Source organism: Paenibacillus sp. CMM36 (assembly GCF_053570945.1).
Genome location: NZ_JBSEDY010000001.1, coordinates 619,783 through 638,379 on the forward strand (window position 1 = coordinate 619,783; position 18,597 = coordinate 638,379).

Genomic DNA, 18,597 nt, shown 5'->3' on the forward strand with positions numbered 1-18,597 from the left:
TGTGATAAAGATCATGTCTTTCGTCCTGTACCCATTTATATCTGAGGAGGAAAAGGAACTTATGGCGAAATTTGAAAAGTTTGAGCTCCCAACTGAAGGCGAAAAAATTACGATTGATAACGGTCAACTACAGGTTCCGAACCATCCGGTAATTCCGTTTATCGAAGGTGACGGCACGGGTCGCGATATCTGGAAAGCCTCCAAGCGCGTACTGGACGCAGCTGTAGAAAAAGCATATAACGGCAGCAAAAAGATTGCCTGGTATGAAGTATTCGCTGGTGAGAAAGCTTTCAATACATACGGCGAATGGCTCCCTAACGATACTTTGGAAGCCATCCGTGAGTATATTGTAGCCATTAAAGGTCCACTTACGACACCTATTGGCGGTGGTATCCGTTCGTTGAATGTGGCATTGCGTCAGGAACTGGATTTATACGTATGTCTGCGTCCTGTTCGTTATTTTAACGGTGTTCCTTCTCCAGTGAAACGTCCTGAATTGGTAGATATGGTTATTTTCCGTGAGAACACAGAAGATATTTACGCGGGGATCGAGTATGCTGAAGGGTCCGAAGACGTGAAAAAGGTTATTCAGTTCCTCCAGCAAGAGCTGGGTGTGAACAAAATCCGTTTCCCTGAAACCTCTGGTATTGGCATTAAGCCAGTTTCTTCCGAGGGTTCAAAGCGTCTGGTACGGGCAGCCATTCAGTATGCAGTTGACCACGGACGCAAGAGTGTAACGCTTGTACACAAAGGTAACATTATGAAATTTACCGAGGGTGCCTTCAAAAACTGGGGTTATGAAGTGGCTGAGGAAGAATTTGCAGATAAAGTATTTACTTGGGCCCAATATGACGTAATCAAGGAAAAAGACGGTGAGGATGCGGCTAATGCAGCTCAAAAAGCAGCTGAAGATGCAGGCAAAATCATTATCAAGGATGCGATTGCTGATATCGCACTTCAGCAAGTACTGACTCGTCCTTCTGAATTTGATGTGATTGCTACGCTCAACCTGAACGGGGACTATCTGTCCGATGCTCTTGCTGCCCAAGTTGGTGGAATTGGTATTGCGCCAGGTGCGAACATTAACTATGTAACAGGGCATGCTATCTTTGAAGCTACACATGGTACAGCACCAAAATACGCCGACAAAGATGTAGTGAACCCTGGTTCCGTCATTCTGTCGGGCGTAATGTTGCTTGAACACTTGGGTTGGAAAGAAGCGGCTGACCTGATTTACAAAGGGCTGGAGACGTCCATTAATAAGAAGATTGTAACTTATGACTTTGCTCGTCTGATGGATGGTGCTACACAAGTGAAATGCTCCGAGTTCGCAGATACCATTATTAGTAACCTGTAAGGAAGGGGAATACCACTTGTCCATTCAACGTAAAAAAATATCCATTGTTGGCGCCGGTTTTACCGGTGCCACTACCGCATTGCTGCTGGCTCAAAAGGAGCTAGGTGATATCGTACTGATCGATATTCCGCAACTAGAGAATCCGACCAAAGGCAAGGCGCTTGATATTTTGGAGGCCGGTCCGGTACAGGGATTTGACAGTCAGATCACGGGCACTTCCAATTACGAGGATGCAGCTAACTCAGATATCGTCATTATTACAGCTGGGATTGCACGCAAGCCGGGTATGAGCCGTGATGATTTGGTAAATACGAACGCAGGAATTGTAAAATCCGTTTGTGAGAACGTGAAGAAGTATGCGCCAGATTCTATTGTTATTATTCTGAGCAATCCGGTAGATGCTATGACCTATACTGCCTACCAAACGCTGGGTTTCCCGAAAAATCGGGTTATTGGCCAATCCGGTGTGCTGGATACAGCGCGATATTGTACCTTTATTGCACAAGAGCTTAACGTTTCCGTCGAAGACGTGCGCGGCTTCGTTATGGGGGGCCACGGTGATGATATGGTGCCCCTGGTACGCTATTCCAGTGTTGGGGGTATACCTATCGAAACTCTGATTTCGCAGGAACGTATCGAAGCGATCGTACAACGTACACGCGGCGGTGGCGGAGAGATCGTCAACCTGTTGGGTAATGGTAGCGCATATTATGCTCCGGCAGCTTCGCTTGCACAGATGACGGAAGCGATTGTAAAAGACAAAAAACGGATTATCCCAGTCATCGCCTATCTGGAGGGAGAGTACGGCTATCAGGATTTATTCCTTGGCGTACCGACACTTCTTGGTGGCAATGGCATCGAAAAAGTGTTCGAGTTGGAATTGACAGCCGAAGAAAAAGCAGCGCTCGATCAATCCGCGGAGTCGGTCCGCAGTGTGATTAAAATAGTTACCGTTTAGATTCAATTTTCTACTAAAACGGTGACTATTACCTGAAGAGGTGTCCCTAAGCCATAGTCATGGCCGCGGGACACCTCTTTTACTCATAAACAGAATATAGGGAATCTATTCGTTTTCTTCCTTATTCCTTTGCTTTGACTCACTTCCCCGGTATAATAGAGTTCATATGCATTGATAGTTACATGAGGACTTTGCAAAATCCTGACATAGAAAAGCATGTCCCAAAACACTGAAAAGATGGTAGACATTCGTTGGAATATGATCGTTCTATGGAAAAAAAGTTTGTAAGAAAACAAAGAAGTGGAGGTTGTAAAATGTTTTTTATTCACATTATTGGATCACTGGCGATGGGTTTTTATTTATTGCTCCCCTTCGTGGTGGGCAAAATCGACAAATTGGCTCCTAGCGTGCAGGAAGGAACGATATCGGCTGTTCAGCTATTGAACCGTTTGGCTCAATTTGCGCTGATCTTAGTGCTTGTTAGCGGTATCTATATGATTTTTCCCTGGGGTTCTTATTCGGTAGCATGGATTGTTGTCGTTTTGCTGTTGTTTCTCGCCATTTCTGGTATTGCGGGAGCCATGGGTAAGCCGTTACGGCTGTCGCTGGAAGCGATTCGTAGCCAACAGCCTATTACGCAATATGCTGGCAAAATGCGAATGTTCAGTACGCTGCTTGCTGTCTTCCTGATTTTAATTACGTTTTTAATGGTATACAGCCATATTATTTAATTATGCATTTAGTGAGAGTCTATAATCGAATGATGACAAATGCTAAATTGAAAAACGGTCTGTGCTGAATAAGCATAGGCCGTTTTTTTTGCGCTCAAATCACTACATTGTTCTTTTTTCGTTTAACGAATAACTTTGTGTGGTAATTCAGGAGTAGAGTGGATGCAAATGTTGCATCCTAAAAAATATCTGATTTTGAAGGGAGAATGTACAATGTCTAAAAGTAATCAACCTCAGCAAACTTTGCCCCCACAGCATCAGGACCAGCAACCGGGGATTGAGTCCAAAATGTCGCCTGCACCCCAATTTGAAAAACCAACTTACAAAGCCGCTGGCAAGCTAACAGGTAAAGTTGCACTTATTACTGGTGGGGACAGTGGAATTGGTCGGGCTGTAGCTGTCACGTATGCCAAAGAAGGTGCGGACGTAGCCATCATCTACTTGAATGAGCATAAGGATGCGGAAGAAACAAAACGTCAGGTGGAACAGGAGGGACGCAAATGCGTGTTGATTCCTGGCGATATCGGAGATGATCAATTTGCCAAAAAAGCGGTTCAACAGACAGTTAACGAACTGGGCAAGCTCGACATCGTTGTGAACAATGCAGCGGAGCAGCATCCACAGCAAAAGCTGGAGGATATCACCAAAGAACAGTTAGAGCGCACGTTCCGAACGAATATTTTCGGTATGTTCTTCTTGACGCAAGCAGCATTGCCGCATTTGAAGAAAGGGAGCACGATCGTCAACACCACATCGATTACCGCGTATGCTGGGAACAAGACACTCATTGATTATTCATCGACCAAAGGGGCAATCACATCCTTTACACGTTCCCTTTCACTCAATTTGGCGGATCAAGGCATTCGGGTGAACGCTGTAGCACCAGGGCCGATCTGGACACCGTTAATCCCGTCTACATTTGATGCTAAGACGGTCAGCGAGTTTGGAGGAGCGCAGCCAATGAAGCGTCCGGGTCAGCCGGAAGAATTGGCGCCAGCCTATGTGTACCTTGCTTCAGATGATTCTTCTTATGTAAGCGGACAGGTTATTCATATCAATGGCGGTGAAGTTATAAACGGATAAAAGGACAAGGAAAAGGTTAGGGCTGTGTTATGCCCTAGCCTTTTTTCTTTTCACAGTGGAACATAATGAAGGTAGCCTGTAGAATGAGACTTAACTTACATAAAGGATGGGCATATTTTATGAAATCGTTTCGTTTCAGGCTTACCCTGATCATGCTGATTTTGATTGGCGTATCTGTCCTTGCTGCTGGAATCACGATGGGACAAATTTTTAAAAATTCGAATATGAAGGTGCTAGAGGAGAACATGGGACGGGAGATCGACCTGCTTCGAGCTACATTCCCTTTTGTTAATGCAGATGCCCTGTCCAGCACGGATTATGTCTCTTATTATTCTCAAAAGGCGAAGGAAATTGCTCGTCTTACGGAATCGCGGGTGACCTTCATTCGCAAGGACGGGACGGTGGTTGGAGATTCGTTAAGCGATCCGCGAAAGATGGAAAACCACGCATCTCGTGAAGAAATTCAGCAAGCTTCAACAGAGAAGATTGGACGCACGATTCGTTACAGCGAAACCTTGCAGCGGAACATGCTATACGTTGCAGAGCCTGTTGTATCGGATAAGGGTTTTGACGGATATATCCGTTTGTCCATGAGTCTGAAAGCGGTGGAGGAGGGAGTGCAGCGCGGCTGGACGGCCATCGGGATTGGTCTAGTGTTGCTGTTTATTGCTGCTGGACTGGTGAGCTATCGTATTGCTCGCAGTCTCACCTCGCCCATTGAACATATTACTGGGGTAGCCAACCGTATATCAGGACTGGATTATGACGCAAGGGTTGGTGTGCAGCGCCGGGACGAGGTAGGGCAACTGGGTGAAGCCATTAATCGTATGGCTGATAGTCTCCAAAACCAAATGAAAACGATACGTGACAATGAGGATCTGCTCCAGAGTGTCATGAGTAATATGACAGGCGGAATTCTAATGATTGATGCAAATGAGTGTATTGCGCTTGTAAACCGTGAGTCTGAGCGAATGCTCGGTGTCGTGGGTAAACGGGTGACAGACAAGCCGTATCATGAGCTGAAGAAGCATTATGAGCTCACAAAGCTAATTGAGGGCAGTATACAAAGCCGAGAAAGGCTGCATGGTGAAGTTCATTTGTACAATCCCGAGGAGAGACTCGTGTTGCTGGACGGTGTTCCGATGTATGAGGATGAGGGCGGATACCGGGGGATGCTGTTCCTTTTACAGGATATTACGGCTATTCGACGGTTGGAAAATATGCGGAGCGAATTTGTGGCTAACGTTTCTCATGAGCTAAAAACGCCGATTGCCGCAGTCAAGGGTTTTGCCGAGACGTTGCTCGGTGGCGGGGTTAAAGATGAGGAGACGGCCCGTTCATTTTTGCAAATTATATATGATGAAAGCGAACGATTGAATCGGTTGATCGGTGACATTCTGGAGCTATCCAAAATCGAGTCCAAGCGTTCCCCTCTGGAATGCTCGCCGGTGCACGTTTCGTCGTTCATAGAATCATTGCTGGAAAAACTGAACAATGTAGCTGCCAAAAAAAGAATTTCATTACACATGGATATCCCGGATGAGCTGTTTATGGAGGCAGATGAAGATAAGCTTCAGCAGATTTTTCTGAACCTTTTGTCTAATGGCATCAACTATACACTTGATGGTGGCAAGGTAAAGATTAAGGTTCTAACGATACAGCGGGATAATGACACCGAAAAGGTCGTATTTACAGTCAGTGATACAGGTATTGGAATTCCGAAGAAGGACCTGCCACGTATCTTTGAGCGCTTTTACAGGGTGGACAAAGGTCGCTCGCGCAACTCTGGCGGAACGGGGCTGGGATTGTCGATCGTCAAGCACTTGGTCGATTTGCATCATGGCACCCTTTCGGTGGAAAGTGAGCTTGGATTGGGTACCACATTTACAGTTGAATTACCGCTATTGCAACAGGAAGAATGAACTAGAACATTTTTTACATTCTGTTAACAATGCCGTGATAAAATAAACGGGTGTCGCATGAGTATGGAAAAAGTTTCAGGATTTTGACCAATGCGCCTTTAACAGGTAAACAGGAGATGAAGTTATTTATGGGACAACGCTTGCTGGTTATTGAGGATGAACCAACGCTTGCCAGATTGCTATCCTACAATTTGATACAAGAAGGCTTCGAAGTGGATACGGAGGATCATGGCAGTGCCGGGTTTGAGAAAGCCTCCAGAGAGTCCTACGATTTGATCCTGCTGGATTTGATGCTGCCGGGAATGAACGGGCTGGACATTCTGAGCAGACTTCGCCATCAGGGGCTGACGACGCCTATTATTATCTTAACGGCCAAAAACGGTGAAGCCGAGGTTGTCCAAGGGCTGAAGTCGGGTGCGGATGATTACATCACGAAGCCTTTTGGCGTTTCTGAGCTGTTGGCCCGCGTGACGGCTGTGCTGCGAAGAACTTCCGGTGGGGATGAAGGAGTGTTGTCTGATCAGAAAGATAGCTCCAAAATTCAATTGGGCGAGCTGGAGATTTACCCTGAAAAATATGAAGTCATTCTTGGAGGTCAGTCCATCAGCTTAAGACCAAAGGAATTTGAGGTGCTTCTTTATTTGTCCCGCAAGCCGGGTGTGGTATTAACCCGAGATGATCTGATGAATGCTGTTTGGGGTTTTGACTACATTGGCGGGCAACGGACCGTAGATGTACACGTCAGTTCCTTACGTAAAAAGCTGGAGCTAGATCCCGACTCGGTTCATATTGATTCAATCCGTGGAGTGGGGTACAAGCTGGTTGTAAATAAAAAAAGAAGCGCTTCTCATTTATTATAAATGAGGAGCGTTTTTCTTTATTCAGGGCAGTGTCCGGGGACCTTTGTGTCCATTTTGTGATTTTACATTTCATTAACAAAACTAGTCGCTAGAATCAACAAATGACCGATATGATGTTTCCGTCACTCCAAGTAGTTAAAAAAAGGGGACTTCAGAACGATGATAACGGAACCAAAGACCCAGCCGAATTCCACTGCCGTGATTGAACGTGAAGCATACAAGTCGATTACTACCTATGTGCCATGCCGGGAGGTTCCGATCATTGGTACGGATATGTCTTGTAAAGAACTGTTAGCCCTTATGAAAACACAGGAAGATATTCCTTGTGTCATTGTTGTGGATAAAAATGATCTTCCATTGGGCATTATTATGAGAGATGCGTACAATCGCCATTTTACGGGCAGATTTGCTGCGGCGTTGTTCTATGACAAGCCTGCGGCCCTATTTGCCGACCCCGATACATTAATTGTGGATCTGAAAAGCCAGGCATCGGACATTGTGGAACTGGCGATGCTGCGCGAAGATCAGCGTTTTTACGATTGTGTGTTGATTAAGGAAGGAACACGGTTACTCGGTGTACTCACGATTCGTGATATCCTGTCCGTCGTGCAGCGAATGCAAAGAGAAGCGGACGAAGAGCGGGGAGATGTGATTCGGCATAGCTATGACGGAGTCCAGCGTATTCAGCTGACTGTGCTGGATGCAGCTAAAGAGGCCGATGACAGTGTGCGGCTAACCCGCTCAATGAGTGAATTATCCCGTCGTGGCAAAGTAGAACTGGAGGATGTTTTGCTCTCTATCGTGCGGTTACGGAGCAAATGAAACGCCAGCATGAGCAAATGACGGCGTTGACGCAATCGCTGAATGACATTGCGGGCATGGCCTCATCCATTCGTGCATTGGCAGATCACAGCGGACTGCTGGCGATCAACGCGTCCATTGAAGCGGCGCATGCTGGCGAACACGGGCGAGGCTTCCAGATTGTGTCTCAGGAGGTGCGGAATATGTCACTCCAGACGAAAGCTTTTTCCACGCAGATTACAGGCTTACTCACCCATATCGAGCAAATGCTGCGTGACACCGCTGAACTGACGGATACGAGTATGCAGCAGATTCATACAGGTTCTCAATATATTTCTGCCGGAACACAAACTTTTGCCAAACTACTGCAGGCCGTCGATGAAATTGAAGCCAAAAACAGCGAAATGTCCCGTTCCGCAGAGGAAGCAGCTTTAAATGCAGCCGAAATTGCGCAGGAGCTTGAGCTCATGCTAAGTTCTTGATCATTTTACATACCGTTAACAAATCCACCACACTAAATTTACACACAGCTTATATAATCTTCATATTGTGCAAATCAGGTGCAATGCTTGAGGATCATAACTGCAACACGAAGGAGATCATAAATCCATGAATGATTCCGTAATCCGGATTGATAAGCTGAATTTATATTATGAGAAATTTCACGCGCTGAAACATATAAACCTCGATATTCCTGAAAAAACGGTAACTGCCTTTATCGGCCCGTCCGGCTGCGGCAAATCGACCCTGCTGCGTACGCTAAACCGGATGAATGACATGATACCGGGAACACGTATTGAAGGCACCGTGAGTATCGCAGGTCAGGATATATACGGCGATACTATGGAAGTAGAAACTCTGCGGAAGCAGGTGGGAATGGTTTTTCAACAGCCTAACCCGTTTCCCAAATCGATTTATGATAACGTGGCTTACGGCCCGCGTCTGCATGGAGTTCGGCAAAAGGACAAGTTGGACGAATTGGTCGAGCAAAGCCTGCGGCAGGCGGCACTCTGGGAAGAGGTCAAGGACTTTTTGAAGCGTTCAGCTCTGAGCTTGTCCGGTGGACAACAGCAGCGGTTGTGCATTGCCCGGGCGCTTGCTGTACAACCAGATATTTTGCTTATGGACGAGGCGACATCTGCGCTGGATCCGATCTCCACGATGAAAATTGAAGAACTGGTTCAGGAATTGCGAGACACGTATACCATTGTCATGGTGACGCATAACATGCATCAGGCAGCGCGTGTGTCTGGTAGAACTGCGTTCTTTTTGAATGGTGTTGTGGTGGAAGCGGCGGACACACAGACGATGTTTTCCACGCCGCAAGATTCACGTACGGAAGATTATATTTCAGGGCGATTTGGCTAAAGCCTACCAGATGAATATGCCAGAAGGGGTGACTTCGAAATGATACGTAGAAAAGGTTTTGATGAAGGGTTAGACGAACTGAGAGCCGTACTGCGCGAAATGGGTGCACACGTTTCGAAGGCGCTCGATCAGGCCATTGAATGTTTGCAGACCAAAAATACAGAATTGGCTCAGCAGGTGGTCAAAAATGATGCATCCCTCAATACGCTGGAAGAGAATATTCTCGATATGGGTTCCAAGCTCATTATTACCCAGCAGCCGGTAGCGAAGGATTTGCGCCGAATCATTGTTGCATTTAAAATTTCCAGTGATCTGGAACGAATGGGCGATTTGGCACTTGATATTGCCAAGGTGACCCTTCGTCTGGAAGGGCAGCAGATCATTAAGCCGCTGGTGGATATTCCGCACATGGCTTCCATTGTTAAAGAAATGATAGATGATGCGATCAAATCCTATTTGGATGAAAACACAGATCTGGCCTACAAAATGGCCAAAGAGGATGATCGTGTGGATTCCATGTATAGCCACATGATCAGCGATCTGTACGCCTTTATGGTAGAAAAGCCGGCAGAGGCTTCACAAGCTATGCTGCAGTTGCTTGTAGGACGATACATTGAACGAATTGGTGACCATGCTACGAATATCGGTGAAAGCACTGTATATCTCGTGACAGGGGAGAGACCAGATTTGAACCAGTAGAGCTTTCAGGTATATAGCGGTTGTTTCTGACCCAGACTTGTCTTTGAGCAAAAGGCAAATTTGGTTAGGAAGCAGCCGTTTTTTTCTGAAAAAGGAGTCTTGTATGTTAAGATAGGAAGAGGAATGCGTAAAACGTAAGAACGTTACGAATGCATTGATGAACTTGCGAGGTGCTAAATGGATAAACTCATGCTTATAGATGGTAACAGTATCATTTACCGGGCGTTTTTTGCTATGCCACCGTTAACGAATTCGAGCGGGCAACAGACGAACGCGGTATACGGATTTACGACGATGTTATTGCGGCTCTTAGAGGAGCACAAACCAACACATATGCTGGTTGCCTTCGATGCCGGTAAAATAACGTTTCGCCATAAGGGATACGAGGATTACAAAGGTGGACGGGAGAAAACCCCGCCAGAGCTGTCCCAGCAATTTCCGTTGCTGAAAGAGCTATTGACCGCTTTCGGCATTGCCCAGTTTGAATTGGATGGCTATGAGGCGGACGATATTATAGGGACCCTGTCCAAGACAGCGGACGAAGCCGGCTTCAATGTGCTGGTCGTGACCGGGGACAAGGATATGCTTCAATTGGCTTCAGACCATGTCACAGTCGGCTTGACTCGCAAAGGGGTTACTGAGGTGGAGACGTATGGACCTGAGCAAATTCAGGAACGATATGGGCTGAAGCCGCTGCAAATTATTGATCTTAAGGGCCTGATGGGCGATACGTCGGACAATATTCCTGGTATTCCCGGCGTGGGTGAAAAAACAGCGCTCAAGCTGCTGCATCAATACGGTTCAGTCGAAGAAGTGCTGGCGCACACGAATGAGCTGAAGGGTAAAATGAAAGAACGCGTTGAGACACATGCTGACGATGCGCGAATGAGCAAAGATTTGGCGACCATTTATCGGGACGTAACGTTGGACAAGCAGCTGGAAGATGTGGCCTTCGGCGGGCTGCAAGCAGAAACAGCCGGGCCAGCTCTGGCGAAGCTGGAGTTCAAGTCCTTGCTGGAACGTTTATCTTTTTCAGGTGAGGTTGGCAGTACTGGGGTAGACGTAGAGGAAGCCGCGGCTGACGTAACAGTGCTGGATGAGCAGCGGATTAGCGAATTGGTAGAAGTGTTGGATCATGTGGATGTGCTGCATGTTGAGACGCATGGCGATAATCCGCATCATGCTGACATCGTAGGTCTGATATTTGCCGCAACGGGACAGCAGTTTTTTATGACACTGGATGTACTGCAAAGCGATACAGCTACACCTATTCGCGAATGGCTTGCTGACCCTGAACGCAAAAAACGCGGTCATGATCTGCATCGTACGGATTTGGCTTTACACTGGCATGGAATTGAGTTTGCAGGTGCCGAGTTTGATGTGCAATTGGCAGGATACTTGCTGGACCCAACTGATGCAAACCAGACATTGAGCGGATTGGCAGCCAAATATGGCTTGTCTTCGATCCGTCCTGACGAAGAAGTGTTCGGCAAAGGAGCTAAATATAAAGTTCCTGACGTGGATGTACTGTCTGATCATGTGGCGCGTAAGGCAGCGGTGATTGAAGCTTTGGTGCCTGTGCAGCAGGCTGAGTTGGAGAAAACGGAAATGCACAAGCTGTTTCATGAGCTGGAGATGCCGTTGTCCCGCATTTTGGCGGATATGGAGAAGCAGGGCATTTTGGTGAACGTAGAAGAACTGCGTGCTTTGGGTAAAGAATTTGAAGCCCAGATCGCAACGTTGGTGAACGAGATCTACAGCATTGCCGGAGTAGAGTTCAATCTGAATTCGCCTAAGCAGTTGGGTGAGATTTTGTTTGATAAACTGGGTTTACCTGTCATTAAAAAGACGAAAACGGGGTACTCGACCGATGCGGAGGTACTGGAAAAGCTGGCCCCCTATCATGATATTGTACAAAACATTTTGCAGTACCGTACCATTGCCAAACTCCAATCGACGTATGTTGAAGGATTGCTTAAAGAAATTTCGGAGAAAACGGGTAAGGTGCATACGTATTTCCGGCAGACGGTTGCAGCAACTGGACGCTTGAGTAGTCAATTTCCGAATTTGCAAAACATTCCGATTCGTCTTGAAGAAGGTCGCAAAATCCGCAAAGTATTTGTTCCGTCCGAACCGGGCTGGTCTATTTTGGCGGCAGACTACTCACAGATTGAGCTGCGGGTGCTGGCTGATATTTCGGATGATGAACGTTTGAAGGAAGCCTTTGTCCACGATATGGACATTCACACCAAGACCGCATCCGATGTGTTCGGTGTAGCAGCGGAAGATGTGGACTCCAATATGCGGCGTTCTGCGAAGGCAGTCAACTTTGGGATTGTCTACGGGATCAGTGATTATGGTCTGTCACAAAATTTGAATATTACGCGGAAGGAAGCGGCTCGCTTTATCGACCAGTATTTTGATGTGTTCCAAGGCGTTCGCCGTTACATGGATGATATTGTGAAGGATGCGAAGCGGGACGGCTACGTAAAAACGCTGTTGGAACGCAGACGCTATTTGCCGGAGATTAACGCCAGCAATTTCAACCTGCGTTCATTCGCCGAGCGTACAGCGATGAATACGCCGATTCAAGGCACCGCAGCCGATATTATCAAGTTGGCGATGGTACAGATGGATAAAGCGCTACGTGAACGTAATCTTCGTAGCAGAATGCTGCTCCAAGTACATGATGAGCTTGTATTCGAGGTTCCGCCTGAGGAAATGGAAACGATGAAAGAGCTTGTCCCGGCTACCATGGAAGCTGCATTAAAGCTGGCTGTGCCGCTCAAAGCCGAAGTAAGCTATGGCAGCAATTGGTATGAGGCCAAATAAGATATTTCAATGAGTAGATAGTCCCAATTTGACGCTGCTTCCGTTATAATATAGGGTGAGGTGAAGACATCATGCCGGAATTACCGGAAGTAGAAACCATTAAACGAACGCTAAACGAGCTTATCGTTGATAAACATATAGATCATGTCACTGTGAATCTGCCGCGGATCATTCAACGGCCCGATGATATCCACGCTTTTGCCATGGAATTGGCTGATCACCGGATTACAGGGGTGGAGAGACGCGGAAAGTTTCTGCGGATTTTGCTGGACGGGCTGGTGCTGGTCTCCCATCTTCGAATGGAAGGGCGATATGGATTATATTCACAACATGATCCTGTGGAAAAGCATACCCATGTCATCTTTCATTTTAAAGATGGTACGGAGCTGCGTTATCAGGATGTGCGCCAGTTTGGCACGATGCACTTATTTCCAGCAGGACAGGATTTGCTGGAAAAGCCGCTGAACAAACTTGGCCTGGAACCGATGGACGAGGCCTTTACACCAGAAATGCTGCGTGCCGCTGTTGGAACTCGTTCGACTTCGATCAAGGCAGCGCTGTTAAACCAGTCATATGTGGTGGGCATCGGGAATATCTATGTAGATGAATCGTTGTTTAAGGCGGGGATTCATCCAGCACAGCCAGCCAAAAGCCTAACGGATAGCCAATTTCATGTCTTGCATGAGGCGATTGTCTCCACGCTAGGTGCGTCCATTCAGGTTGGAGGCTCGTCCATTAAATCGTTCGTGAATGGACAGGGCAAAGCGGGCGACTTCCAGCATCAATTGCAAATCTATGGACGTAACGCGAAGCCTTGCATCAACTGTGGTACATTGATCGAAAAATCTGTTGTAGCCGGACGGGGCACACATCATTGTCCGGTCTGCCAGCCTCTGCGCTAAACAGGCGCAGTCACCCCAAGCCCATCCCTCTCATATATTGTTCCAAGTACCAATACTGCGGAGGATTTCGGTTGTTATAAGACCCTGCCTTCGCAATGGGAGGGAATTGGAGTGGCTAATCATTGGGGAGCCCTGCTGTTACTGGCATTTGCGCTAAGTTTGGACAGTTTCGGAGTCGGTGTTACATATGGTCTGCGCAAAATGAAAATTCCACTGTTGTCGATTGCTATCATCTCCGTATGTTCAGGTTTGGTGATCGGCATATCCATGCAATTGGGCGCATTACTATCTCGTGTCCTGTCTCCTGTATATACGACCGTTTTCGGTGCTGTCATCCTGATCTGTATTGGCTGTTACTCTTTGATTCAAGCTCTGCACCGCAAAGAGGATTTGCCAGAGGATTCAGTGGAGCCCTCTCGGGGTCTGCTTCTTACAAAACAGACTGATCCAGCGAGCAGATCTGTTCTTGGGGAGAAGGAGGGTATGGAGAATGCTGATACCGAGTCTTTCCCCAGCTCAAGAAAAGATCTGTCGGCAGAAGCTTCTGTGGAGCAGCAGGAACGAACAGTATTTTCTCTGGAGTTTCGCAAATGGGGGCTTGTTATTCGGATTCTTCGAAGCCCGTCTGCTGCGGATATGGACCGTTCCGGCAGTATATCTGCTACCGAAGCGGTTTGGCTGGGTATTGCATTATCGGTCGATGCGTTCGGAGCGGGACTCGGGGCAGCTATGCTTGGTTTTCAGCCACTGTCTACTGCGCTGGCTATTACGTTATTCAGTGGAACATTTTTGATTGCAGGGATGAAGGCAGGCTTTTTTCTATCAGCATTTCGATTTATGAAGGCGCTGGGTGTATTGCCGGCATTATTACTGATTATGATGGGCATATTGAAGCTGTTATGAGGTGAAAGAGCATGAATATCGGATTAACCGGAGGTATTGCTACCGGAAAAAGCACCGTGTCGGCTCTTTTGGTCGCCAAAGGTGCGCTGCTGATCGACGCAGATGCCATTGCCCGGGAAGTGATGCTTCCGGGGCATCCGGTGTTGGCGGCGGTCATACAGCATTTTGGACAAGCTATAGTGAACAGTGACGGAACTCTGCATCGCAAAAAGCTGGGAGAGATTGTATTCGGAGACCCTGCCCAGCGGCAGGCACTTAACGATATTACACATCCTGCTATTCGTGAGGAAATGCGTATGCGCATGGAAGCATTCGAACGGGAACAGCCGAACAAGCTTGTTTTGGCAGATATTCCGTTACTGTACGAGTCGGGGCTTGAGAGCTTGTACGAGGAAATTATGGTTGTGTACGTACCACGTGATATTCAGCTCCAGCGTCTGGTGCTCAGAGACGGTCTGACGGAGGAGCAAGCTGGACTTCGGCTGTCCGCACAAATGGATATTGAGCAAAAGAAAAGCTTAGCCGATATCGTTATTGATAATAGCGGAACACAGACTGAGACGAAGCGACAAATTGATCAATTTTGGCAGCGGAAGGGACTTGCATGAATATTTTGCGAAAGAAAAGAGTCCTGCTCATTTTGTTTGTCGGGTTTGTCCTGATTCTATTCCTTAATTCAAATTGGATGTCTTGGTTCTATCCAATTCAATATAAGGATGAGATTCGGCAGTATTCACAGACGTATGAAGTAGACCCATTTTTGGTGGCGTCTATTATCCGTGTAGAAACCAATTTTAAAACCAGTAAGCAGTCACATAAGGGGGCGCTAGGGCTGATGCAGATTATGCCGAATACGGCAAATTGGATTATGGACAGCGCCCAGATTCAAAAGGTTCCGCTGGACAGTGTCAAGCACGAGCCTGGCACCAATATTGAGCTGGGAACCTGGTATTTGCATAACCTATCCATAAAGTTTCAGGATAATCCTGTAGCAATCGTAGCTGCTTACAATGCAGGGCCGGGTAAAGTTCAAGAGTGGCTGGATAAGGGAGTGTGGGATGGAAAAGAAGAGTCCATCAAGCAAATCCCTTTTGGTGAAACACGACATTATGTACAGCGGGTCATTTATTACTACAGGCAATACACGAAAATTTATAATGATTTTTAAATCCAAGTTAATGACATGATGAGCTTTTCGCTTTAAAATGAAAAAAGCGTTGGACAGGCTGTTTTTACCAGCCCATCCAGACACTTTTTCTTGTTATTTTTGCATTATTACCGCGATTATTGGTATTGACCTGCCAATTGTTGTTCGGCGATCGTTACGAGGCGTTTTGTGATGTAGCCCCCGATCGAACCGTTCTCATAGGAAGTCATATTACCTTGGTATCCATCTTGAGGAATGCTGATACCCAACTCTTGAGCGATTTCAAATTTCATTTGCTCCAGAGCGCCGGAGGATCTGCTGACTACCAGATTGTTGGAGTTGCCATTGTTTCCTTGTGCCATTGTTGTTCACCTCCTCGCGATATGGTAAACATATTATGATCTGTTTTGACAAAATTATTACTAAAAGTCTTCGGGAATTTATTGGAAAAAGAAAGTGGTGAGATTATGAAATGTCCGTATTGTGCCTACAATGGCACGAAAGTGCTGGATTCGCGACCTGCGAATGATAACAAGTCCATCCGTCGCCGCCGTGAATGTGAGCAGTGTGCCAGGCGTTTTACCACCTTTGAAATGGTGGAGGAAACCCCTCTCATGGTCATCAAAAAAGACGGCAGCCGTGAAGAGTTTAGTCGTGATAAAATGCTGCGCGGTCTCATTCGAGCCTGCGAGAAGCGTCCAGTATCCGTCGAGCAACTGGATATGATCGTATCCCAGGTGGAGAATGCTATCCGCAACACAGCAGCCACAGAAGTGGATAGCCAGCAGATTGGTGAGCTGGTCATGGAACAGCTCTACCCAGTGGATGAAGTCGCCTACGTACGTTTTGCGTCCGTCTATCGTCAGTTTAAAGACATCAATATGTTTATGAAGGAACTGAAAACACTGTTATCTAAAGATACAGCCAGCGACTGATCGCTGACTGTATCTTTTCTGGGCCATGAAGGGAGAAAATTATATTTTTTTATAAAAGTATTGACACAGGGTTAAATATTTTATATGATATAGAAGTCGCTTGAAACGTTGATAAAACTTGCTTATGATGGGGCCTTAGCTCAGCTGGGAGAGCGCATCGCTGGCAGCGATGAGGTCAGGGGTTCGATCCCCCTAGGCTCCACCAAACTTTTATTATGGACTCTTAGCTCAGTTGGTAGAGCAGTTGACTCTTAATCAATTGGTCCAGGGTTCGAGTCCCTGAGAGTCCATCCTTTTAGAAAAACGGCAGAGATGCCGTTTTTTTGTTGTTTATAGATCTATTCCCAGTCTAACCGAGAACAGTTATGAGTTGAATGAGCGCGTAACTGAATGCACAGAAAACAGATCCTAGCATATTCAAAAGAAGTTTGGAAAAAACATCATTGTTTAACGCTCACTTACATAATTGGCAAGGATTTCGAGATACTCGTCATTCACCAATTTTCTTGGGGCGAATACGGCTGTTAAAAAAGTTAGAGATTTTGAACGCGCGATTTTTTCATCCATCATGGAGTGGTCGGCTTCAGGTAAATGAATCACGGACAGTAGCTCTGCGGGGATTTTCTGGTGATAGACTCGCTCGGTATCCTTTACATCAACATTAATATCTTTTCCAGCCAGAACCAAGAGTACAGGAGAATGGAAGTGACTTAATTCTTCGGTGGAATCAGACAGAAAATTTTTGCGTATAAAGCTCCATCTTTCTTTGGAAATCATATCGTCAGGATCGGCTATGCTTAGATATTCTTCATAAGAAGCCTGTCTTTTCAGTAACTGTAGAATCTCTTGATCGTAGTTCAATGTCTTTTGAATTTCTTGCGGAGTAACTCCTTCTCGCTCCAGTTCTTTTCTGGTATTAAATTGTCCTTGGGAAATCCAGTTCACGGCAGGCGATACAAGGATGCTGAATGCAATATCATGCTCCTCTTTAACGATCTTCGGAATGACCCATCCTGCTTGACTGGCTCCCCATAGGCCGATTTTTTGCTTATCAATCATAGGTAAGCTTCTTGCCCAGTCTATTGCATATCGGATCTCCTGTGCGCGGTCCTCCATGCTTTGGGCGAGCCAATTGCCAGGAGCGCTGTTAATACCGGGCTTATTCAGTGACAAGGAGGCATAACCCTTGGAAGCGAACTTTTCCCACAGTGGTTTGTATCCATCATCATAGGTGTCATTAATAGGACCATCCCCATGGACAAAAATAACCAATCCAATTTTTCCCGAGTAGTTTTTAGGCAAAGTTAATGTACCTGTTAACAGCCCTTTAGGTGTCGTGATTTGTATTTTTTCTTCTGTCATCTTGTAGGAATTTTGATATAGAACAATGAGTACCAAGGCAACAGCCAGAGCTGCCGCAATACCAAAAGTAAGCTTGAGTGTTTTTTTCAATGATGCTCTCTCCTCGAATGCAGGTTCTCTTGCCAACTCATCAGATGCCATACAGGCTCCTTGAACCAAAAATGCCGTAACCCATTATATTTGGATTGTTTTACTTCAAACGCCAGTTGGTGATACAAACGGATAGCCCCTTGGTTCTTATGCGCTACGTGAAGCGTCAATGCATGAAAACCAGATTCAACCGAAAATTGCTGTGCGAAAGCTACAAGATGGCGTCCTATTCCCTGATTACGATGACTTGAACGAATCGCCAAATGATCAATGTAACACTCATTTGCAGCAGGGGTATACTCTAGCGCATGCATACCTGCCAAAAATTTAAATACATTGAAACAACCAAACTGCTTTAGGAGCGGAGTCAAAGAAATGGGGTTTGTTTCAGGAAGTGAAGAGTAGGAGGGTTTCCATTTAAGGGAAAGAACACCGATAACTTCTTCGTTTTCTTTGGCTACAAATTGTTTCATAGATGTAGAATAAGGATTTTGAACCCAAACCTGCATTAACAACTGCTGTGTAGCTTGATCCTCTAGTGTAACAAGAGATTGGAATTGTGCTTTAAACGATTCGACTAAAAGACTGCAAACAGCTTCATGGTCTTGTTTCTGGTATGCAACAATGTCAAAAGATTTTGCACTCAT

At 46.3% G+C, this 18,597-nt stretch carries 19 protein-coding genes and 2 tRNA genes; 18 read left to right on the forward strand and 3 right to left on the reverse strand.

What is annotated here, in order from left to right; translation table 11 throughout:
- The first annotated feature begins 61 nt into the window (after positions 1-61).
- The 15 genes from icd to ACWA2B_RS03155 all read left to right on the forward strand — a co-directional run bounded on the left by icd (position 62) and on the right by ACWA2B_RS03155 (position 15,584).
- The gene (gene icd, locus ACWA2B_RS03085) at positions 62-1,357 is read left to right on the forward strand and encodes an NADP-dependent isocitrate dehydrogenase (protein WP_029516624.1); all 1,296 of its coding nucleotides are present in this window, start codon (positions 62-64) and stop codon (positions 1,355-1,357) included.
- 16 nt (positions 1,358-1,373) lie between these two features.
- On the forward strand, positions 1,374-2,315 hold the full coding sequence (mdh, locus tag ACWA2B_RS03090) for a malate dehydrogenase (protein WP_028542892.1): 942 nt from the start codon (positions 1,374-1,376) through the stop codon (positions 2,313-2,315).
- A 314-nt stretch (positions 2,316-2,629) separates the two neighbouring features.
- Positions 2,630-3,046 carry a hypothetical protein gene (locus ACWA2B_RS03095; RefSeq protein ID WP_023987918.1) on the forward strand — a complete coding sequence of 139 codons (417 nt, stop codon included), beginning with the start codon at positions 2,630-2,632 and terminating at the stop codon, positions 3,044-3,046.
- A 213-nt stretch (positions 3,047-3,259) separates the two neighbouring features.
- The gene (locus ACWA2B_RS03100) at positions 3,260-4,129 is read left to right on the forward strand and encodes an SDR family oxidoreductase (RefSeq protein WP_029516625.1); all 870 of its coding nucleotides are present in this window, start codon (positions 3,260-3,262) and stop codon (positions 4,127-4,129) included.
- Between the two features lie 119 nt (positions 4,130-4,248).
- Entirely contained in the window at positions 4,249-6,051 is a 1,803-nt protein-coding gene (gene pnpS / locus ACWA2B_RS03105; RefSeq protein ID WP_340955012.1) for a two-component system histidine kinase PnpS, read from the forward strand.
- A gap of 128 nt (positions 6,052-6,179) precedes the next feature.
- Entirely contained in the window at positions 6,180-6,911 is a 732-nt protein-coding gene (locus ACWA2B_RS03110; RefSeq protein ID WP_013309604.1) for a response regulator transcription factor, read from the forward strand.
- Positions 6,912-7,070: 159 nt separating this feature from the next.
- On the forward strand, positions 7,071-7,733 hold the full coding sequence (locus tag ACWA2B_RS03115; protein WP_449291683.1) for a CBS domain-containing protein: 663 nt from the start codon (positions 7,071-7,073) through the stop codon (positions 7,731-7,733).
- Positions 7,730-8,194: a methyl-accepting chemotaxis protein gene (locus ACWA2B_RS03120; protein ID WP_449291684.1), complete on the forward strand. Its 465-nt coding sequence runs from the start codon at positions 7,730-7,732 to the stop codon at positions 8,192-8,194. The genes ACWA2B_RS03115 and ACWA2B_RS03120 overlap by 4 nt, the downstream gene beginning before the upstream one ends.
- Positions 8,195-8,321: 127 nt before the next feature.
- Entirely contained in the window at positions 8,322-9,080 is a 759-nt protein-coding gene (pstB, locus tag ACWA2B_RS03125) for a phosphate ABC transporter ATP-binding protein PstB (protein ID WP_029516628.1), read from the forward strand.
- Positions 9,081-9,119: 39 nt separating this feature from the next.
- Complete coding sequence (phoU, locus tag ACWA2B_RS03130; protein WP_025721993.1) at positions 9,120-9,779, forward strand: phosphate signaling complex protein PhoU; 660 nt, start codon at positions 9,120-9,122, stop codon at positions 9,777-9,779.
- Between the two features lie 177 nt (positions 9,780-9,956).
- Positions 9,957-12,611 (forward strand): DNA polymerase I, encoded by a 2,655-nt coding sequence (gene polA, locus ACWA2B_RS03135; RefSeq protein WP_318626765.1) that lies wholly within the window; start codon positions 9,957-9,959, stop codon positions 12,609-12,611.
- 71 nt (positions 12,612-12,682) lie between these two features.
- Positions 12,683-13,513 carry a DNA-formamidopyrimidine glycosylase gene (gene mutM, locus ACWA2B_RS03140; RefSeq protein WP_029516630.1) on the forward strand — a complete coding sequence of 277 codons (831 nt, stop codon included), beginning with the start codon at positions 12,683-12,685 and terminating at the stop codon, positions 13,511-13,513.
- A 111-nt stretch (positions 13,514-13,624) separates the two neighbouring features.
- Positions 13,625-14,416 carry an MntP/YtaF family protein gene (locus tag ACWA2B_RS03145; RefSeq protein ID WP_029516631.1) on the forward strand — a complete coding sequence of 264 codons (792 nt, stop codon included), beginning with the start codon at positions 13,625-13,627 and terminating at the stop codon, positions 14,414-14,416.
- Between the two features lie 11 nt (positions 14,417-14,427).
- Complete coding sequence (gene coaE, locus ACWA2B_RS03150; protein WP_039269909.1) at positions 14,428-15,024, forward strand: dephospho-CoA kinase; 597 nt, start codon at positions 14,428-14,430, stop codon at positions 15,022-15,024.
- Positions 15,021-15,584, forward strand: coding sequence for a lytic transglycosylase domain-containing protein (locus tag ACWA2B_RS03155; RefSeq protein ID WP_029516633.1), 564 nt, complete (start codon positions 15,021-15,023; stop codon positions 15,582-15,584). Before coaE ends, ACWA2B_RS03155 begins: the two co-directional genes overlap by 4 nt.
- A gap of 116 nt (positions 15,585-15,700) precedes the next feature.
- Here ACWA2B_RS03155 and ACWA2B_RS03160 read toward each other — a convergent pair whose 3' ends face one another.
- Positions 15,701-15,925, reverse strand: coding sequence for an alpha/beta-type small acid-soluble spore protein (locus ACWA2B_RS03160; protein WP_025685069.1), 225 nt, complete (start codon positions 15,923-15,925; stop codon positions 15,701-15,703).
- Positions 15,926-16,030: 105 nt separating this feature from the next.
- Between ACWA2B_RS03160 and nrdR the strand changes: the two genes are divergently transcribed.
- The 3 genes from nrdR to ACWA2B_RS03175 all read left to right on the forward strand — a co-directional run bounded on the left by nrdR (position 16,031) and on the right by ACWA2B_RS03175 (position 16,788).
- The gene (gene nrdR / locus ACWA2B_RS03165; protein ID WP_013309614.1) at positions 16,031-16,498 is read left to right on the forward strand and encodes a transcriptional regulator NrdR; all 468 of its coding nucleotides are present in this window, start codon (positions 16,031-16,033) and stop codon (positions 16,496-16,498) included.
- A 129-nt stretch (positions 16,499-16,627) separates the two neighbouring features.
- A tRNA-Ala gene (locus ACWA2B_RS03170) sits at positions 16,628-16,703 on the forward strand.
- A gap of 12 nt (positions 16,704-16,715) precedes the next feature.
- Positions 16,716-16,788 (forward strand) — tRNA-Lys (locus ACWA2B_RS03175).
- Positions 16,789-16,945: 157 nt separating this feature from the next.
- Here the strand turns inward: ACWA2B_RS03175 and ACWA2B_RS03180 are convergent.
- Entirely contained in the window at positions 16,946-17,950 is a 1,005-nt protein-coding gene (locus ACWA2B_RS03180) for an alpha/beta hydrolase family protein (protein ID WP_318626763.1), read from the reverse strand.
- The gene (locus ACWA2B_RS03185) at positions 17,947-18,597 is read right to left on the reverse strand and encodes a GNAT family N-acetyltransferase (RefSeq protein ID WP_449291685.1); all 651 of its coding nucleotides are present in this window, start codon (positions 18,595-18,597) and stop codon (positions 17,947-17,949) included. The genes ACWA2B_RS03180 and ACWA2B_RS03185 overlap by 4 nt, the downstream gene beginning before the upstream one ends.

Excerpts from the sequence above, each read along its gene's own strand:
- phoU (WP_025721993.1), top strand. The coding sequence starts at position 9,120 with ATGATACGTAGAAAAGGTTTTGATGAAGGGTTAGACGAACTGAGAGCC.
- pstB (WP_029516628.1), top strand. The coding sequence starts at position 8,322 with ATGAATGATTCCGTAATCCGGATTGATAAGCTGAATTTATATTATGAG.
- coaE (WP_039269909.1), top strand. The coding sequence starts at position 14,428 with ATGAATATCGGATTAACCGGAGGTATTGCTACCGGAAAAAGCACCGTG.
- ACWA2B_RS03155 (WP_029516633.1), top strand. The coding sequence starts at position 15,021 with ATGAATATTTTGCGAAAGAAAAGAGTCCTGCTCATTTTGTTTGTCGGG.
- ACWA2B_RS03110 (WP_013309604.1), top strand. The coding sequence starts at position 6,180 with ATGGGACAACGCTTGCTGGTTATTGAGGATGAACCAACGCTTGCCAGA.
- icd (WP_029516624.1), top strand. The coding sequence starts at position 62 with ATGGCGAAATTTGAAAAGTTTGAGCTCCCAACTGAAGGCGAAAAAATT.
- mutM (WP_029516630.1), top strand. The coding sequence starts at position 12,683 with ATGCCGGAATTACCGGAAGTAGAAACCATTAAACGAACGCTAAACGAG.
- ACWA2B_RS03160 (WP_025685069.1), bottom strand. The coding sequence starts at position 15,925 with ATGGCACAAGGAAACAATGGCAACTCCAACAATCTGGTAGTCAGCAGA.
- ACWA2B_RS03185 (WP_449291685.1), bottom strand. The coding sequence starts at position 18,597 with ATGAGTGCAAAATCTTTTGACATTGTTGCATACCAGAAACAAGACCAT.
- nrdR (WP_013309614.1), top strand. The coding sequence starts at position 16,031 with ATGAAATGTCCGTATTGTGCCTACAATGGCACGAAAGTGCTGGATTCG.
- ACWA2B_RS03120 (WP_449291684.1), top strand. The coding sequence starts at position 7,730 with ATGAAACGCCAGCATGAGCAAATGACGGCGTTGACGCAATCGCTGAAT.
- pnpS (WP_340955012.1), top strand. The coding sequence starts at position 4,249 with ATGAAATCGTTTCGTTTCAGGCTTACCCTGATCATGCTGATTTTGATT.
- ACWA2B_RS03100 (WP_029516625.1), top strand. The coding sequence starts at position 3,260 with ATGTCTAAAAGTAATCAACCTCAGCAAACTTTGCCCCCACAGCATCAG.
- ACWA2B_RS03115 (WP_449291683.1), top strand. The coding sequence starts at position 7,071 with ATGATAACGGAACCAAAGACCCAGCCGAATTCCACTGCCGTGATTGAA.
- ACWA2B_RS03095 (WP_023987918.1), top strand. The coding sequence starts at position 2,630 with ATGTTTTTTATTCACATTATTGGATCACTGGCGATGGGTTTTTATTTA.
- polA (WP_318626765.1), top strand. The coding sequence starts at position 9,957 with ATGGATAAACTCATGCTTATAGATGGTAACAGTATCATTTACCGGGCG.